Origin of the sequence: Shewanella basaltis (assembly GCF_023283885.1) — a bacterium.
GTDB classification, from domain to species: domain Bacteria; phylum Pseudomonadota; class Gammaproteobacteria; order Enterobacterales; family Shewanellaceae; genus Shewanella; species Shewanella basaltis.
Map to the genome: position 1 here is coordinate 59132 of NZ_JAKILA010000020.1, position 16526 is coordinate 75657.

13 protein-coding genes are annotated in these 16526 nt (G+C 41.5%); 6 read left to right on the plus strand and 7 right to left on the minus strand.

Going from position 1 to position 16526, the window contains the following annotated elements:
• Positions 1 to 41 precede the first annotated feature (41 nt).
• The 7 genes from L2703_RS14350 to cmoA are packed head-to-tail and all read right to left on the minus strand — an operon-like array spanning position 42 to position 7865.
• Positions 42 to 1172, minus strand: a complete 1131-nt coding sequence (locus L2703_RS14350; protein WP_248971763.1) for a DUF3541 domain-containing protein — start codon at positions 1170 to 1172, stop codon at positions 42 to 44.
• A complete protein-coding gene (locus tag L2703_RS14355; protein ID WP_248971764.1) occupies positions 1150 to 2910 on the minus strand; it encodes a hypothetical protein in 1761 nt (586 codons plus the stop codon). The genes L2703_RS14350 and L2703_RS14355 overlap by 23 nt, the downstream gene beginning before the upstream one ends.
• A complete protein-coding gene (locus L2703_RS14360) occupies positions 2873 to 3829 on the minus strand; it encodes an alpha-L-glutamate ligase-like protein (RefSeq protein WP_248971765.1) in 957 nt (318 codons plus the stop codon). The genes L2703_RS14355 and L2703_RS14360 overlap by 38 nt, the downstream gene beginning before the upstream one ends.
• On the minus strand, positions 3829 to 5337 hold the full coding sequence (locus L2703_RS14365; RefSeq protein ID WP_248971766.1) for an inactive transglutaminase family protein: 1509 nt from the start codon (positions 5335 to 5337) through the stop codon (positions 3829 to 3831). The genes L2703_RS14360 and L2703_RS14365 overlap by 1 nt, the downstream gene beginning before the upstream one ends.
• An 8-nt stretch (positions 5338 to 5345) precedes the next feature.
• The gene (locus tag L2703_RS14370) at positions 5346 to 6119 is read right to left on the minus strand and encodes an ATP-dependent zinc protease family protein (RefSeq protein WP_248971767.1); all 774 of its coding nucleotides are present in this window, start codon (positions 6117 to 6119) and stop codon (positions 5346 to 5348) included.
• Positions 6120 to 6144: 25 nt separating this feature from the next.
• Positions 6145 to 7137: a tRNA 5-methoxyuridine(34)/uridine 5-oxyacetic acid(34) synthase CmoB gene (cmoB, locus tag L2703_RS14375; RefSeq protein WP_248971768.1), complete on the minus strand. Its 993-nt coding sequence runs from the start codon at positions 7135 to 7137 to the stop codon at positions 6145 to 6147.
• Complete coding sequence (cmoA, locus tag L2703_RS14380) at positions 7134 to 7865, minus strand: carboxy-S-adenosyl-L-methionine synthase CmoA (RefSeq protein WP_248971769.1); 732 nt, start codon at positions 7863 to 7865, stop codon at positions 7134 to 7136. Before cmoA ends, cmoB begins: the two co-directional genes overlap by 4 nt.
• A 756-nt stretch (positions 7866 to 8621) precedes the next feature.
• Between cmoA and L2703_RS14385 the strand changes: the two genes are divergently transcribed.
• The 6 genes from L2703_RS14385 to ruvB all read left to right on the plus strand — a co-directional run bounded on the left by L2703_RS14385 (position 8622) and on the right by ruvB (position 16354).
• Entirely contained in the window at positions 8622 to 11393 is a 2772-nt protein-coding gene (locus tag L2703_RS14385) for a diguanylate cyclase domain-containing protein (RefSeq protein WP_248971797.1), read from the plus strand.
• A 167-nt stretch (positions 11394 to 11560) separates the two neighbouring features.
• On the plus strand, positions 11561 to 13336 hold the full coding sequence (gene aspS / locus L2703_RS14390; RefSeq protein ID WP_248971770.1) for an aspartate--tRNA ligase: 1776 nt from the start codon (positions 11561 to 11563) through the stop codon (positions 13334 to 13336).
• Between the two features lie 98 nt (positions 13337 to 13434).
• Positions 13435 to 14187, plus strand: coding sequence for a YebC/PmpR family DNA-binding transcriptional regulator (locus L2703_RS14395; RefSeq protein ID WP_248971771.1), 753 nt, complete (start codon positions 13435 to 13437; stop codon positions 14185 to 14187).
• Positions 14184 to 14702 carry a crossover junction endodeoxyribonuclease RuvC gene (ruvC, locus tag L2703_RS14400; protein ID WP_248971772.1) on the plus strand — a complete coding sequence of 173 codons (519 nt, stop codon included), beginning with the start codon at positions 14184 to 14186 and terminating at the stop codon, positions 14700 to 14702. Before L2703_RS14395 ends, ruvC begins: the two co-directional genes overlap by 4 nt.
• Positions 14699 to 15316: a Holliday junction branch migration protein RuvA gene (gene ruvA, locus L2703_RS14405; RefSeq protein ID WP_248971773.1), complete on the plus strand. Its 618-nt coding sequence runs from the start codon at positions 14699 to 14701 to the stop codon at positions 15314 to 15316. The genes ruvC and ruvA overlap by 4 nt, the downstream gene beginning before the upstream one ends.
• A gap of 33 nt (positions 15317 to 15349) precedes the next feature.
• Positions 15350 to 16354, plus strand: coding sequence for a Holliday junction branch migration DNA helicase RuvB (ruvB, locus tag L2703_RS14410; RefSeq protein WP_248971774.1), 1005 nt, complete (start codon positions 15350 to 15352; stop codon positions 16352 to 16354).
• The last annotated feature ends 172 nt before the right edge of the window (positions 16355 to 16526 follow it).

The following is a 16526-nucleotide window of genomic DNA, read 5'->3' on the forward strand; positions in this document are numbered from 1 at the left end:
TAAATATTACAGTTTAATGCCGTTTGTCTTGTATTGATAAATCATTGGCTACTCTTGTTAGCCGCAGTTGATTTAGGTGTAACAAGTTTTGGAAGGTAGCGTTTAGTGCTGGTAATGTCGTTTAAATACGGCCCTTTATGTAATGTCTCTGGCCACTTGAGTAACATCATTGCTAACACATTTCGATGCTCACCAGAAGATAAGTGTGCTTCGCCTTTAGGTGATGGGATCATCTTAAGCTGTGGATGATAAGCGGCAATAACGTGTTTTTTGACTTTATCCACCACAGGGTTGTTGGCATTACCAGTGATTAAAAAACTGATCCCCACTTCGGTAATGATATCTTCTGTGGTGTCTTTTAAAATGCGATCAATATTGTTTTCAAAATAAGTCAAAATCCATTGGTATTCTTTTGCGTCAACGGGCTGTTGGTAGTATCCACTGGCTGCAAAAATAAAATGTGTCATGCCATATATTTTATTTTTGTATTGGCTTTTATCTAATTTAGCGTCCTCGCTATCAGGATAGGTTTTGATGAATGCTTGTTTATATGCAGAGTAATAGTCGCCCACACCCATTTGTTTAGCCCAAAAAACATAATTTATTAGTTGTGCTGCCCAGGATTTAATCATCTTTTTGTCTGTTAATGCTGGTGCTAAATTGGCATTTTTAAGGGTGTTTATCATGACATCATGGCATGGCCCTTTAAAACCAAATTCATCAACACGACTTGCGTAACGCAGTAAAATGTCAGTATAAAACATAAATTCAGGGTAGGGTGCAATGGCTGATTTGCGTGCGTTACCGCGTATACCAGGTTTAATTTTAGCCACTTCCTTTTGGGATTCGGCTTTGCTAAAACCGGGCTTGTCTAACTGACAATTATAATAAGCCTGTTGTTCAGCAATGGTTAATAAGTCTATCAATGCTCCATTGGCATATTTATCTTCGCCGGTCATACGATATTGCCTAATGGCATAATGACCTTGCACTCTGGGTGGTAAGGAAAAAAGGTTGGATTCTAGGGTTGATTTAATCCCTTGATATACCTGATCTGCAGTCAAATTGTGCGAAAGCGTTTCAACAGACTCTTTGGCAAAGGCCACGCTACCGAATAAGCTCGCTGACAGTAACAGATACGAGATTACATTACTCTTGCGGTGTTTCAGCATGGTTAAATCTCCTAATGAGTGAATATGGGTCAATGGGCGGGCCAATGAGTTGTTCAAGTTGGTTGTTAAATGATAATTGGGATTCATTAACAATTAATAAATCGAAAATATCTTGTGCAGAATAGGCAACGGGAGCCTGTGTCATAATCAGCTGTGCAATTGCCTGATGCCATAGTGGAAGATAAAGGCTAATTCCTTTATTAGCAATAGCTTGGTAGCTATATATTGCATCGGTGGCATGTGGCCAAGGTCGGCCAAAACTTTGCTCAAATGCAGCAGATAAATCCTTGTCAGCTTTCAACCAATCTTCATGAGTTAAACTGGCTGAGTATTGATAAAACATCAACGACGCTTTACTTCTAAACACATTCATTTGAGTTTGATACGCTTGCGTAAGCTGTTCGCGTTCAGACATTGGAGCAAATGGTTCTGATTGACTTAAAAAATGGCTTAGCCAGAGACTGGCTACCGCGTGACGTTGAAGATTTTGCGTTTTACGGTTAAGTAAATAAAATTGCCCACTTTGAGCCAACGAGACAATGGCATGGCTTAATTCATTGATTAATTGCAGTTGCTGAGATTGCGTCGTTAATTGGTCAGGAAAGCTTAAAGCATATTGACCAAACTGATGGCCAATCACCGTTTGTTTAATGAGTTGTCCGTTTACCTTAAATGGCGAGGGTTGCTGTGTTTGTGGGTAAGTGTAAATCTCACCGAGTACACGCTGTTGATGCATTATTCTGATTATTTGAACTTGAGTTTGACCCGCTTGTGCTGGTGGATGATGTTCAAGCCTATCGGGGGGGATGCTCTGAGCTATGATCCCAAACTCGGTTAACTTTGATAGCAGTAAGAGTAAATAATCGTGGGCTGAAATGGGTTTTATGGCTGAGGCTTTTTGAGTGTGAGATAACGCCTGAGCCATATTCCATGGCGCGACAGTCAGTTGTTTGGTTTGAGAGTCTAAAAACATGTTCAACATTGCTGGGCTGAGATCATAGGGAGCTAACATCAACTGGGCAGCATTTTGATAGCCCTGAGCTTGAGCCTGTTGCTGATTTAATTCATGTATAAAGGATATAGCAGACTGTATTTTTGATTTTGCTCGTGTTTGATAAGCAAACCATGCTTGTTTGCGACACTCTTCGTTTGGTTGAACAAGCAAATATTTAGCGATACGTATATCAATATTGGGTTGTTCTTGTTGGGTGTTGCTGCCTGAAGGAACGGTGATTTTGCATTGCTCGTCATTAAACTGCATCGTTAATTGACGCTCTGCTAAAGCTTGAGTTACGGCAGCCTGTGCACTGTGCAGTTTAGATTTTGCGGTTAACTCCCACTGTGATTCTTGCAGGTGAATTAACTGCTCAGCGAGTGGCTGATAGGGCGTTGTTTGCAATGAATCGATAAGCTGTTTGGTTGTTTTGGCGTTGAGTAACTCATACAGTTCATCTGCTAAATGCAGTTGGCACCAGAGTAAACCTTGTTTACTGAGAGTATCGGTTGCAAAAGGCCGATAATATTGAACCCGATCGTTAATATTATTTAACGCGAGTGTTTGCAGTTCAAATTCTGTTGCTTTTTGATTGGCTGTTAGGGTGCTATCAGAGTCGAGCGCGGTTAAATCAAGTTGATATAACAGACACTGTTCAACAAATAAGGCTAAAGGATTGGCCACAGCATGTGCTGTGGCCAATAAACTAAAACTTAGGATTACTAGAGAAATGCTTTTTAGCATAGGCCACGCGTTCTTCAACTGACATCGCTGGACCTTTCATGGCTTCAACATGTTTCAGTCGTGGTAAAATGCCTCTACCGTTGGCAATTTGAATGGTCAAACCAGGACGAGCATTCAATTCAAGTAGTAGTGGTCCTTTGTTTTTATCCAGTACCATGTCGGTACCTAAATAACCTAACTCACACATTTCATAAGCACTTGATGCCGTATGCAATAACGTTTCCCAATGCGGCACAGTGATATTAGACAGCGGGTAGTGGGTGTCTGGGTGTTTATCGACAGGCATGTCAAATTGTACAGCGTGTAAGCTCTTGCCTGTTGCAATATCTAACCCAACACCAACAGCGCCTTGGTGTAAGTTGGCTTTACCGTCAGAGGCGGCGGTCGATAAGCGTAACATTCCCATTACAGGGAAACCTTTAAATACGATTAAACGAATGTCAGGTACGCCTTCGTAACTAAAGCCATCAAATACTGGATCAAACTCAATTAAGCCTTCAACAATTGCCACATCAGGCTTACCCCCCAGTGAAAATAAGCCACTGAGGATGTTCGACACGTGTCGGTAAATTTCACTGTGGGTCACTTCATGGCCATTGGGTTTGTAATAGCAGCCATTGTTGACTTTAGTGATAACCAAAATCCCTTTACCACCAGAACCTTTTGCAGGTTTGATAACAAAACCAGTACGGTCACTGACCATGGCTGGGATCTCTTGTATTTTGTGTTGCTCATGAACAACACCAATTAGGTCAGGAACCGCAATGTTATTTGCAAGCGCAAGTTGTTTAGTGATCAACTTGTCATCAACGCGCTTATAAAATTTACGCTGATTATAGCGACCAATATAACTAATATTGCGCCTGTTCATATTCAGTACACCGCTACGGCTCAATTCCCAAGGCCAGGCGTACTTCATTATTTCTCTCCAACTAATGGTTTAAAGCGTTTTAACTCAGTTAGACGGTAGCCTGTGTATTGGCCCATCACTAATACTAGGGCTAAAATCACTAAGTGGATCCCTAAAAAGTTAAACACCCAATGTTGTACTAAATCGTTATCCATAGCTAAGTAGGCAAGGGTTGCCACAAATAAACTGCCGCCACCGGCTACAAATACTTTTTTAGGGCCTTCTTCTTCCCACAAAATAGACATACGTTCAATTGTCCATGCAAGAATAATCATCGGGAAGAATGTCACTGTTAAGCCTTCACTTAATCCCAATTTGAATGAAATCAGTGTAAACAAGCCAATGATAAAAATAACCACAATAATTACCGCGGATATTCGGGATATTAATAGCAAGTTGAGTGTTGATAAGTACGAGCGGATCATTAAACCAAACGCAACAATCAATAAAAAGCCAATTAACCCAGTCAATAATGTGGTTTGGATAAAGGCTAGGGCGATTAACACTGGCATAAAGGTACCAGATGTTTTAATCCCAACAATAACCCGTAAAAACACCACCACTAAAACCCCGATTGGGATGAGCAAAATGCCTTTAAACAAACTTTGCTCTTCAAGTGGTAATTGATAAAGCGAGAAATCCCACGCGTTATCATTCATCATCATGTCAATAGATGTGGCCAATGCTGAACGTGTGTCTTGCAGCATAGAGAAGTTAACTTGAGAGTTAATACCGCCCATCACATCTAATACAGAATGACCTGAGTATTCCCATAACACTAAGGTGTTATCGCGGCCTTGTTTGTTGTTTGGTACGTCAAACAACACCCATTCGCCTTTGTTATACACCTGCACATAAGAAGCTAATTGTTGGCGACGACGTTGATCTTCAAGTTGTAAGCCGTTAACGATGCGTGCTGGTACACCTTTTGAGTGCAGCATGTGCAAGAACAAATCAGTAGACGTGTTTGCCGACAATAACAATGCCATATTTTGGCTTTGCTCTGGGTCATTGATTAAATTCATCAATTGTTGAGCAAAAGACAGGTTAGTGGCACTGCGTCCCCACACTTCTTCGGTGATCTGTTCAGCAGCTGACTTCTCTGTTGCTGGCCATAGGTAAGTGTCTGGCGTTACAGGTTCTTCGGTTGCTTGAATCGATAACTTACCCGTAGGCACTAATGTGACTCGGTAATATAAGGCTTGTGGACCTGACGCTTCACGAATTGACCATACCGCACGGCGGTTTGCCACGTCGTTTGAAATGGTTAAACCGTAACCAGGTGATGTGGCGTTTTCAACTAACACGTCAAACGCCGGATCATTGGGTAACGAGAAGTTGACTTCGGCGGGCTGATTGCTACCTACAAAGCTCACTTTGGCGTCTACAGCCCAACTTTGGACCTGCTCACCAGGCAAAAAAGGCACATTGTGCTCAATTCCACGATAGATACTCGTGCTGATGCCGATGATAAATAGCAGCGCAACAAAGATGTAAAACGGTTTACGAGAATGCATTACTGATCCTATTTACTTAACGTGGTTATTTGGTCTTTTGCTTTACCGTGGATATAGATTTGGCCTACATCAACGACAGCAATATCTTTCATAAACTTGCGACCTAGCAACAATGGGTAGTCTAGGTGGCTGCGATCAACAAGGTTTAAGTCTGTTTCTGCTGAATATTTACCTATTTTTAAATGCGCATGAATAACGGGACGACGATCATCTTCAGAATCCACGTCTTGTTTAATACGAACAAATTTTTCAACTTTTGATTCAAAGGTATTAGGCGGTTGGTCAATACCATTGGTCATCACATCATAGCGAGCCCATTGTACGCCGTCGCGCTCAAATAATACGATATTTCGCGCATCTAAAGAAGATGACTCAGCGCCTGTGTCAATACGGGTAGCGAACTTGGCTTTCACTTCGTCAACATACACGCTTTCTACTTCGCCTAATAAAAACTTTTCACCGATTGTGGCTTCAGAGCATTGATCTGGAATGGCAATGGGTCTAGCAACCGGTGGTGGTGGCACTACAATTGTTTTTGGGCGTTCAGCCATGGCTGTACTGACCTGAGTTTTTAATTTTCTCATCTCGTTTGAAAGTGCGTTTATTTCTTCACTTTGTTGTGAACAACGAGCATTAATCGCGTCAATAACAACGGTTTGTGATGTGAGCAAACTGCTATTCAACTCAGCGTTTGTTAGCGAAGGAGGCGTGGGTTTTTGTGTTGCTGTACAACCAGAAAGTAAGGCTGCAGTAATAGATAGAGCAAGTACCTGCTTTAACATGTCAATTCCTGTTGAATAGTATTAGTTAAACTAAATCTTGATTCGGTTGATTCTTCGTTGCAATAATTATGGCCCGTTTAGGGGCTGGATAACCTTCAATGGTTAAACTCACATCATTTGGATCGAGATAGTCAATAAGTGATTCATTTTTCATCCAACTAGTGCTTCGTTGTTCATCCAGTGAAGTGACATCGATATCAACACAACGGATATCGGTAAACTCACACTTTTTTAACCACAACATTAACGCTGCGACAGACGGGATAAACCAAACGTTATTCATTTTGCCATATCTCTCTAATGGCACCAGAACAGCATTTTCATCACCTTCAATCACTAATGTTTCAAGCACTAATTCGCCCCCCATTCTCAACTGATCACGTAATTGTAACAAGTGATCGATTGGAGAGCGGCGATGATATAAAACACCCATCGAAAAAACGGTGTCAAATGCATCAAGTGGTGGCAGTTCCTCAATGCCTAATGGCAATAAGTGAACAGGATGTTGATTACCAGCAAGACGTTTAATTGCTTCAAATTGGCACAAGAAAAGAGGAGAGGGATCAATGCCGACCACTCTTTGGGCTCCTTGGCCTAGCATACGCCACATATGATAGCCACTACCACAACCTACATCTAGAACCGTTCTATTCTTCAATGATGTTATGTGTTCTTTTACTCTATCCCATTTCCAGTCGCTGCGCCATTCCGTATCTATTTCAATACCATGGACAGAAAATGGGCCTTTACGCCAAGGTTGAAATATCCCCAATAAATTGGTTAATTTTTCAACTTGTCCAGGGGTCAGTTGTTGACCGGTTCCGATTGTCACACTCGAAGTCAGCTCGACTAAATCGGGGACGGGGTAATTAAGTTTATTAAGCACCTTTTCCCATTTGGGCAGGTTACCATGCTTATGATCACGCTGCCATTGACCCAATATGGAGGGCAATGTTTCTAACCAATGTTGTAAGTTAGAGTCGGCTATGTCTTTGTAGAAAGAACTAAAACTGATCATTTAATTGCTACCATGGATGCAAAATTAAAACATTGAAACCATACAGAAAAATGTGAAAATCCGTTATCAGTTAAACGTTGTTTATGCACGGTCAAGCTGTCTGGACGCATCACATTTTCAAGCGCACTGCGTTTTTGACTGATTTCCAACTCACTGTAACCGTTTGCACGTTTAAAATTGAGATGCTGTTTATCTAACAGACCGTGAATTTGCTCATCTTCAAAATACAGTTTTTCAGATATCACCAAGAGCCCACCGGGTAGCATGCCATCATAAATACGTTTTATCAGTGAATCACGATCGCTCTTGGGTAAAAATTGTAAGGTAAAATTAAGCACAACCATGGATGCATTTTCAATATCAATATCTCTGATATCGGCACACAATAAATTAACCTTGATGTCACTGACATAAGCTGAAAGGTTTTCAGTACAGCGTTCAATCATTGATTGGCTGTTATCTATTGCATAAATTTGGCATTCACGACCTTCAATTTGGCGACGAATGCTTAGCGTCGCAGAGCCTAATGAACTACCAAGGTCATAGACGTTGCTGTTAGGTGTTACAAAATCGGAAGCAAAATCACCAATGGTATTGATAATTTGCGCATACCCTGGCACAGAGCGGCGTATCATGTCATTAAATACGCCAGCAACACGTTGATCAAATTGAAAATCCGCTATTTGATCTGCTGCGTGAGCATAAATGTTATCTTGTTGAGAAATCATGTGCTGTTATGTGGAAAAATTCTGAGTGTATTTTAGCTAATCATTGTTAATTGCAGCAAGCATTCAGCTAGGGTTTTATGAGTTTTTTTTTAAATAGTGTCGTTCAATGTTAATGTTAGGCTAATAACGATCCAAAAATGCTGTAAAATTAAGCGTTAATTAAACTAGGCTCGATATTGGGCTGTACACGTTTTTATTGTTAGGAATTCGATTTAAGGTTAAAAAATAAAAACGGTAATGGTGGAGATAATTTTAGCGTGAAAACCATTAAAACAATGATATTATTTGTTCAAATTACATAAATATAACAACAAAGCATGGATTTTTTTTGGCAATAGGGGTGTAAACAACGTTAGGCTAGGGCTTGTTGATCTTTGCTGGTTGAATGTTGTTTGAGTTAAAAATGTGTAAATCGAGGCGAGTTGATTGCTAGCTAGCCATTTAAGCAAGTCTTTGTTCGCTAAGCGTTAATCAACAAAGAGTAACACATTTTTAGCCAAACCTTATGCGCTGCTTTGTTGGCCATTTTTACTGTGTTATCGACTGTGTTGTAAAAAAATACGACAACATCTCTGCCTAGTAGCTCATGGTTAAGTCATGGTAATTTACCTGCAAAAATAACGCTGAAAATCAACAGGCCCGAATAATCACAATAAAAATGATATTTACCAATCAACATTGAAGTATTAGGGAAAAAACTTGAAATTGATACCTTGGTTGCAGACCTTCATTATCTTGTTATCATGTCTGAATGTGATGACTGTGTCTGCAAAACATGACGTGATGGCTCCAGCAGGCAAACCTTTGGTCATAGTACTTGGTGAAGACACTTATCCTTACCAATATTTAGATGAACAAGGTAATGCTGCAGGTATTTTAGTTGATATGTGGAACCAATGGTCAACAGTCACCAATACCAAAGTTCGATTTGTTTCAAGGCATTGGCAAGATTCTCTTGATCAGTTAGCGCAAAACAATGCCGATGTGCATATCGGAATGGCGAAAACCAAAGCACGTAGCGCAGCATTTGATTTTGCCAAGCCTATCACGTCGTTAAACACGTACCTTTATGTGCATAAATCGATTAAAAGCAAGAAACAATTTAGCGATCTTATTCCTTATCAAATTGGCATTGTTGAAGGGTCATCCCACGAGGTAATGTTACAACAACTCGAGCCTCGGCTCAGTTATAAGCGCTATAAAAATCGTAATCAACTATTAGCTGCGGCAGATAAAGGCGAATTGTATGTATTTGCCGGCATTGAAGGTTACCAGCGTAATGATCCGCTCGAGCAAGATATTGCGGCAAACTTTTACAGTTCATCACGTATTTTAATTCAAAAAGTGGATTTATTTCCTGCGGTGAACAAAGGCAATAAAACACTGATTAGAAAAATTAACGAAGGTTTTGCGTTAATTTCTCCCTCAGTTATCAAGCAAATTGAGCGTCGCTGGTTAGGTTATCATAAGCAAACATCTGGTGTGGTGATTGCCATGCAAAATGGTGTTGAGCCCTATGCTGATATAGGTGCTGATGGTTTACCTACGGGCATGTTGGTTGATTTGTGGCAATTATGGTCTAACAAAAGCGGCATTAATATTGATTTTATTAGTGGCGATATGAATAGCACTATTGACGATGTTAAACGCGGTATTGCAGATGTGCATATCGGTTATCCCGAAAGTAATGACATTCGTTCTGGCTTGAAACAAGCTTGGCATATTTTATCGGTGAAAAGTCGATTTTTTAGCCGTGACCAACATTTGGAGAATATAGACGAAACCACGATGAGGATTGGCGTGTTTCCAACTGCGCCTTATATTGCACAGGTTAAAACTGCATTTCCAAAGGCCCAACTTAGGTTTTATGATTCATTAGAGACCATGGTCAATGCTGCTTACAACAACGAAATAGTTGGCTTTGTGTCCTCTTCGGCGATGACCTCACATTATTTATTGGCTAATAAATTGTGGGCTGAATTTCGTCAATATACCGACATTGAATTTAACACCGACATGTTTGCGTTAACCCGCATTGATGACAGCGGATTAGCCGACAGAATTCAGGCGGGTTTTAATTTAATTTCTGTAGAAGAACAAATACAAATAGAACGAAAATGGCTAATTAACCCTGACGATAGGTATTTTTCAGGGTCAACCAATAAAATTAAACTTACAAGCCAACAAAAACAATACTTAGCGAGTTTAGGGGCCATTAAAATGGGTTACCTTAAAAATTGGGCACCGATGGAGTTTCAAGGTAAGAATGGTCAATTTTTAGGGGTTAATGCAGACATTAAAAACCTATTAGTTAAGCAACTCAATTTAACGATTATTCCGGTGGCTTATGATGACTTTGGCCTAATGGTCAATGACCTTGTTAAAGGTGAAATTCAGCTAGTGGCAAGTATGGCTCAAACCACTGCCCGTGAAACCGCACTCGCTTTTTCAAGCGCTTATTGGCCATCGCCCTGGGCTATCGTCACATCGTTAACCCAGCCTCCTATTTTTAACATTTCACAAGTTGTTGGCAAACGCCTCGCTGTGGTTGAGGGCTACCATATTGTTGATCAATTAAGGCAACAATATCCGGCCATCGATTTGGTGCTTGTAGCCAATACAGAACAAGGCATTAATGCTGTGATAAATGGTAAGGCAGACATGTTTGTTGAACAAGTTGCCACGCTGGCCTCGACACTCAAAGGGGGCCAGTATCCTAGTTTAAAAATGTCATTAATTGCTGAGTTAACAGAGCAACATAGTCGTATTGGTTTTTTCCCTGGCGTAAAAAAATTAGTGCCGTTAGTCGACAGAGTGTTATCTACAATCGATGAAAGCACACAACAAAACATGTATCAAAAGTGGGTCACACTTGATTTGAGCAGTGACACCTTACAATACGAACGCTGGGTAAAAATATTAGTCATCAGTGTGTTAATTCTTGCGGCAATTGCATTTGTGATTTTTTTGTCTAATCGTCGTTTAAATACCGAAATACAAAAAAGGCTTAAAGCTGAGGATAACCTTAAGTTTATGGCCAATCACGACAACCTAACAGGGTTACCAAATCGAGGCTTATTTGATGATAGATTACATCAGGCTGTTTTGACCCATCACCGAGATAAACAGCGTTTTGCATTATTGTTTCTCGATCTCGATGGGTTTAAAGCCGTGAACGATCTTCATGGCCATCATATTGGTGATAAACTTTTACATCGTGTGGGGTTATTGTTGAATAAATGCGTGCGTGAGTCAGATACTGTGGCACGCTTTGGTGGTGATGAATTTGTGCTGCTTCTTAACAACATCGACGATAAAAGCAGTGCTAGGCATGTTGCCGATAATATTTTACTTGCGCTGAAGAAGCCCATCGTGATTGATAATATTACGGTGACTATTTCAGCCAGTATTGGTATTGCTGTTTTTGCCGATGATGCCGATACCGCACAGCGTTTACTGAAATGTGCAGACAAATTAATGTATCAAGCTAAAAAGATTGGCGGGCATCAATATAAAATCAATGAATAGATTTGTTGATTTTTCAGTCATTCAATCGCGTTTATGTGCGGCAGGTATGGTTAATTCACAGAAACTAACTGATACTGCAATGCATATAGTTGAGTCACGGTATATAATGCCGTTTTATCGTTTTCGATTTCCAAAAATACCGCTTTGTGGATAAAGGATAGAGTTCAATGCGCAGTCATTATTGTGGAGACATTAATAAGTCTCATCTTGGTCAAGAAGTTACTTTAGTTGGTTGGGTCAACCGTAGCCGTGATTTAGGCGGAGTTGTTTTTTTAGACTTACGCGACAGAGAAGGGCTTGTTCAGGTTGTTTATGATCCAGACTTAAAAGCAGTCTTTGACGTTGCAAGCACATTACGCAGTGAATTTTGTGTACAAGTAAAAGGGATTGTTCGCGCACGTCCGGACAGCCAAGTTAACGCACAAATGAAAACCGGTGAAATTGAAATTCTCGGTAAGCAATTAACCATCATTAATGCGTCTGCTCCGTTACCCTTGAGCATGGACAATCATCAAAACAATAGCGAAGAACAACGTCTTAAGTACCGTTACTTAGATTTACGTCGTCCAGAAATGGCAGAGCGCTTAATTTTTCGCGCTAAAGTGACCAGTGCGGTACGCCGCTTTCTCGACAGCAACGGTTTTCTAGACATCGAAACCCCTATTTTAACCAAAGCAACCCCAGAGGGTGCTCGTGATTATTTAGTACCAAGTCGTACTTATAAAGGGCAATTTTTTGCATTGCCGCAATCACCGCAGTTATTTAAGCAATTGTTGATGATGTCTGGTTTTGACCGCTATTATCAAATTGTGAAATGTTTCCGTGATGAGGATTTACGCGCTGATCGTCAGCCAGAATTTACTCAAATCGATATCGAAACCTCATTTATGACTTCTGAGCAAGTGATGGAAAAAACTGAGCAGATGATGCGCGGTTTGTTTCAGGATTTATTAAATGTCGATTTAGGTGATTTTCCGCGTATGACCTACGCAGAAGCCATGAAACGTTACGGTTCAGACAAACCCGATTTACGTAACCCGCTAGAGCTTGTTGACGTTGCAGACCTCGTTAAAGACGTTGAATTTGCGGTATTTAACGGCCCTGCTAACGATCCAGAAGGCCGTGTTGCTGCGCTTCGTATTCCTACTGGTGCATCACTATCACGTAAACAAATTGATGACTACACCAAGTATGCCGGTATTTATGGTGCTAAAGGTTTAGCTTGGATGAAGATAAACGATTTGGCCGCCGGAATGGAAGGCATCCAGTCTCCTGTGCTTAAATTCTTATCAGAATCAATCGTTAATGACATCATTAGCCGTACAAGTGCACAAACTGGCGACATTATTTTATTTGGCGCAGACAAGTCAAACATTGTTGCTGAAGCCATGGGTGCCCTGCGTTTAAAAGCGGGTGAAGACTTTGATTTGTTACAAGGTGAATGGCGTCCACTTTGGGTGGTTGACTTCCCTATGTTTGAAAAAATTAACGGTGGATTACACGCTGTTCATCACCCATTTACCGCTCCGCGCGGGATTACTCCTGCACAGCTTGCGGCTAATCCTACGGCAGCGATTTCTGATGCCTATGACATGGTATTAAATGGTTGTGAGTTAGGTGGTGGTTCTGTTCGTATTCATAACGCTGAGATGCAAAGCACGGTATTTACTCTACTAGGCATCGACGCTGAAGAAGCAAAAGAAAAATTTGGTTTCTTACTTGAAGCGCTACGCTATGGTACCCCGCCTCATGCAGGTTTAGCCTTTGGCCTAGACCGCATCATTATGTTGATGACAGGCGCCACGTCGATTCGTGATGTTATGGCATTCCCTAAAACCACTACCGCAGCATGTCCATTAACCAATGCACCTGGTTTTGCAAACCCTGTTCAATTAACTGAGCTCGGGATTGCTGTAATCGAAAAGCCAAAAGCTGAAGAATAATGGTCATTGTTCAGTATCCATCGCTCTAAAAGAGCAACATATACCGAGGCTGCTGCCTCGGTATGTTTTTACAAGTAATGGATTAACAGGAGCTTAATGTGGCAGGACACAGTAAATGGGCCAATATTAAACACCGCAAAGCCGCGCAAGATGCCAAACGTGGTAAACTATTTACTAAATTCATTCGGGAGCTGACCGTAGCCGCCCGAGAAGGTGGGTCTGATCCCGATGCAAACCCAAGGCTTCGTGCAGCAATTGATAAATCACTTTCAAATAATATGACACGTGACACCGTTGAGCGTGCAATTAAACGGGGTGCTGGCGAGGTCGATGGACAACAACTTGAAACCATTATTTATGAAGGTTATGGCCCCGGCGGCACCGCTGTGATGGTTGAAACGATGACCGATAATCGTAATCGCACTGTATCAGGCGTGCGCAATGCTTTTAACAAGTCTGGTGGCAATTTAGGCACAGATGGCTCAGTGGCGTATTTGTTCAGTAAATCGGGCATTATTTCCTACGACCATAACACAAATGAAGACACATTAATGGAGCTTGCACTCGAAGCCGGCGCAGACGATGTCATTACCCATGATGATGGCTCGATGGATGTGTTCACCAGCCCTGAATCCTTTGGTAAAGTGAAAGATGCGTTAGATAAAGGCACACTTAATTGTGTGAACGCTGAAGTGACTATGGTGGCGTCGACAAAAGCAGAGTTAGATGTTGAAACTGCTGAAAAATTTTTACGATTAATTGATACCTTAGAAGATCACGATGATGTACAAGAGGTATATCATAACGCTGAGATTTCAGATGAAGTCATGGAAGCATTAGACAATTTATGATTATATTAGGCGTTGACCCTGGCTCACGCATTACTGGCTATGGTGTTATTCAATGCCAAGGTAGGACGCAAATTTATTTGGGCAGTGGTTGCATTCGAACATCGTCAGATGATTTACCCCAACGTTTACAACAGATCTATGCCGGTTTAACTGAAATCATCACTCAATATCAGCCCAATGAGTTTGCCATCGAGCGGGTATTTATGGCTAAAAATGCTGACTCTGCGCTCAAGTTAGGCCAAGCTCGTGGTGCTGCGATTGTTGCTGCAACTTGTGCTAACTTACCTGTTGCTGAATACAGTGCTACCCAGATTAAAAGTGCCGTAGTCGGTACTGGCCGCGCGCAGAAAACCCAAGTTCAGCACATGATTAAACAGCTGCTAAAGTTACCCGCTGCGCCGCAAGCGGATGCCGCAGATGCATTAGGTGTTGCGGTTTGTCATTTTCACACTTATCAGAGTCTTGTTGCCATGGGCGGTAAGGCCATTAGCAGAACGTATGGAAGATACAAATGATTGGTCGTCTAAGTGGAATATTAGTTGAAAAACAAGCACCTGAAATCATGATTGACGTTAATGGAGTGGGGTATGAGTTACAAGTCCCAATGACCAGTTTTTATGACTTGCCTGATCTTAATCAGCAAGTCATGTTGTTCACCCATTTTGTTGTGCGTGAAGATGCGCAATTACTCTATGGTTTTATTACTAAACAAGAGCGTGCACTGTTTCGCTTATTAATTAAAACCAATGGCGTTGGCCCTAAATTAGCCTTGACGATTTTATCTGGAATGACCGCTTCAGAATTTGTCACCTGTGTTGAGCGTGATGACATTGTCACGCTAATTAAACTTCCTGGCGTAGGTAAAAAAACGGCGGAGCGTTTAGTCATTGAGATGCGCGATAAACTTAAAAGTTTACTTGAAGCTTCTGTGGGATCAGAGCGCGAATTTATGCTGCAAAGTCATTATAAACCAGCTCCCGTTGTCGAGAGTGCAGAAGAAGATGCCATATCAGCGTTATTGTCACTTGGTTATAAACCAGCACAGGCAAGTAAAGCAGTTTCAGCAGCATACACCGACGGCATGAGCTCAGAAACGCTAATTAAAGCGGCATTAAAGTCGATGTTATAACACGATGAATTCATACACTAGGGTATCCACATAATGATTGAAGCTGATCGCCTGATCCAACCCCAAGTTCAAGGTCAAGATGAACAAATTGATCGCGCTATGCGACCTAAAATGTTGGATGAATATACCGGGCAGGACGATACTCGAGCTCAGCTTAAAGTGTTTATTCAAGCGGCGATAAATCGAGGTGAAGCATTAGATCATATGCTTATCTTTGGCCCTCCAGGGTTAGGTAAAACCACTCTAGCAATGATTGTGGCTAATGAAATGGGCGTGAATATTAAGTCTACATCTGGCCCTGTGCTTGAAAAAGCAGGTGATTTAGCCGCGCTGTTGACCAATCTTGAACAAGGCGATGTATTGTTTATTGATGAAATCCATCGTTTAAGCCCAGTTGTTGAAGAAATTTTGTATCCGGCAATGGAAGATTATCAACTCGATATCATGATTGGAGAAGGGCCGGCTGCGCGTTCAATCAAGCTCGATTTGCCGCCGTTTACTCTCGTCGGAGCCACAACCCGAGCAGGCGCGTTGACTTCTCCATTGCGCGCACGATTTGGTATACCTTTGCGTTTAGAGTTTTATAACGTAAAAGATCTCACCACAATTGTGACTCGCTCAGCTAACGTGATGAACTTAGACATTGACGAGCAAGGCGCAATTGAAATTGCTACCCGTTCCCGTGGCACACCTCGAATCGCCAACAGACTGTTACGACGTGTGCGCGACTATGCTGAGGTTAAACACGATGGCGTGGTCACACAAAAAGTGGCTCAGTATGCCCTTGATTTACTCGATGTTGACATGCAAGGTTTTGATTATTTGGACCGCAAATTATTGTTAGCGATTATCGACAAGTTCATGGGCGGGCCTGTTGGGTTAGACAATCTGGCTGCTGCAATTGGTGAAGACAGAGAAACCATTGAAGATGTGCTCGAGCCATTTTTGATCCAACAAGGTTTTATTCAACGCACACCAAGAGGGCGTATTGCAACACAGCGGGCTTACGAACATTTCAGCTTAGTTAAACCAGAATAGCGCCTCAGAATAAACGAATAAGCCAGCTATTTGCTGGCTTCAATCAGGAAAAATAATGATCAGAAAGTGCGTAGGAAAAAGCGCTTAGAATAAGGCTGGAGGTGCAGCGAGCTGTTTTACCTGCAACATTTTTTACAAGGTTTTAATTAACCAGTAATACTATTGCGCATTA

Coding starts and splice junctions, on each gene's coding strand:
- L2703_RS14350 (WP_248971763.1), bottom strand. CDS start 1,172: ATGCTGAAACACCGCAAGAGTAATGTAATCTCGTATCTGTTACTGTCA.
- L2703_RS14355 (WP_248971764.1), bottom strand. CDS start 2,910: ATGCTAAAAAGCATTTCTCTAGTAATCCTAAGTTTTAGTTTATTGGCC.
- L2703_RS14360 (WP_248971765.1), bottom strand. CDS start 3,829: ATGAAGTACGCCTGGCCTTGGGAATTGAGCCGTAGCGGTGTACTGAAT.
- L2703_RS14365 (WP_248971766.1), bottom strand. CDS start 5,337: ATGCATTCTCGTAAACCGTTTTACATCTTTGTTGCGCTGCTATTTATC.
- L2703_RS14370 (WP_248971767.1), bottom strand. CDS start 6,119: ATGTTAAAGCAGGTACTTGCTCTATCTATTACTGCAGCCTTACTTTCT.
- cmoB (WP_248971768.1), bottom strand. CDS start 7,137: ATGATCAGTTTTAGTTCTTTCTACAAAGACATAGCCGACTCTAACTTA.
- cmoA (WP_248971769.1), bottom strand. CDS start 7,865: ATGATTTCTCAACAAGATAACATTTATGCTCACGCAGCAGATCAAATA.
- L2703_RS14385 (WP_248971797.1), top strand. CDS start 8,622: ATGACTGTGTCTGCAAAACATGACGTGATGGCTCCAGCAGGCAAACCT.
- aspS (WP_248971770.1), top strand. CDS start 11,561: ATGCGCAGTCATTATTGTGGAGACATTAATAAGTCTCATCTTGGTCAA.
- ruvC (WP_248971772.1), top strand. CDS start 14,184: ATGATTATATTAGGCGTTGACCCTGGCTCACGCATTACTGGCTATGGT.
- ruvA (WP_248971773.1), top strand. CDS start 14,699: ATGATTGGTCGTCTAAGTGGAATATTAGTTGAAAAACAAGCACCTGAA.
- ruvB (WP_248971774.1), top strand. CDS start 15,350: ATGATTGAAGCTGATCGCCTGATCCAACCCCAAGTTCAAGGTCAAGAT.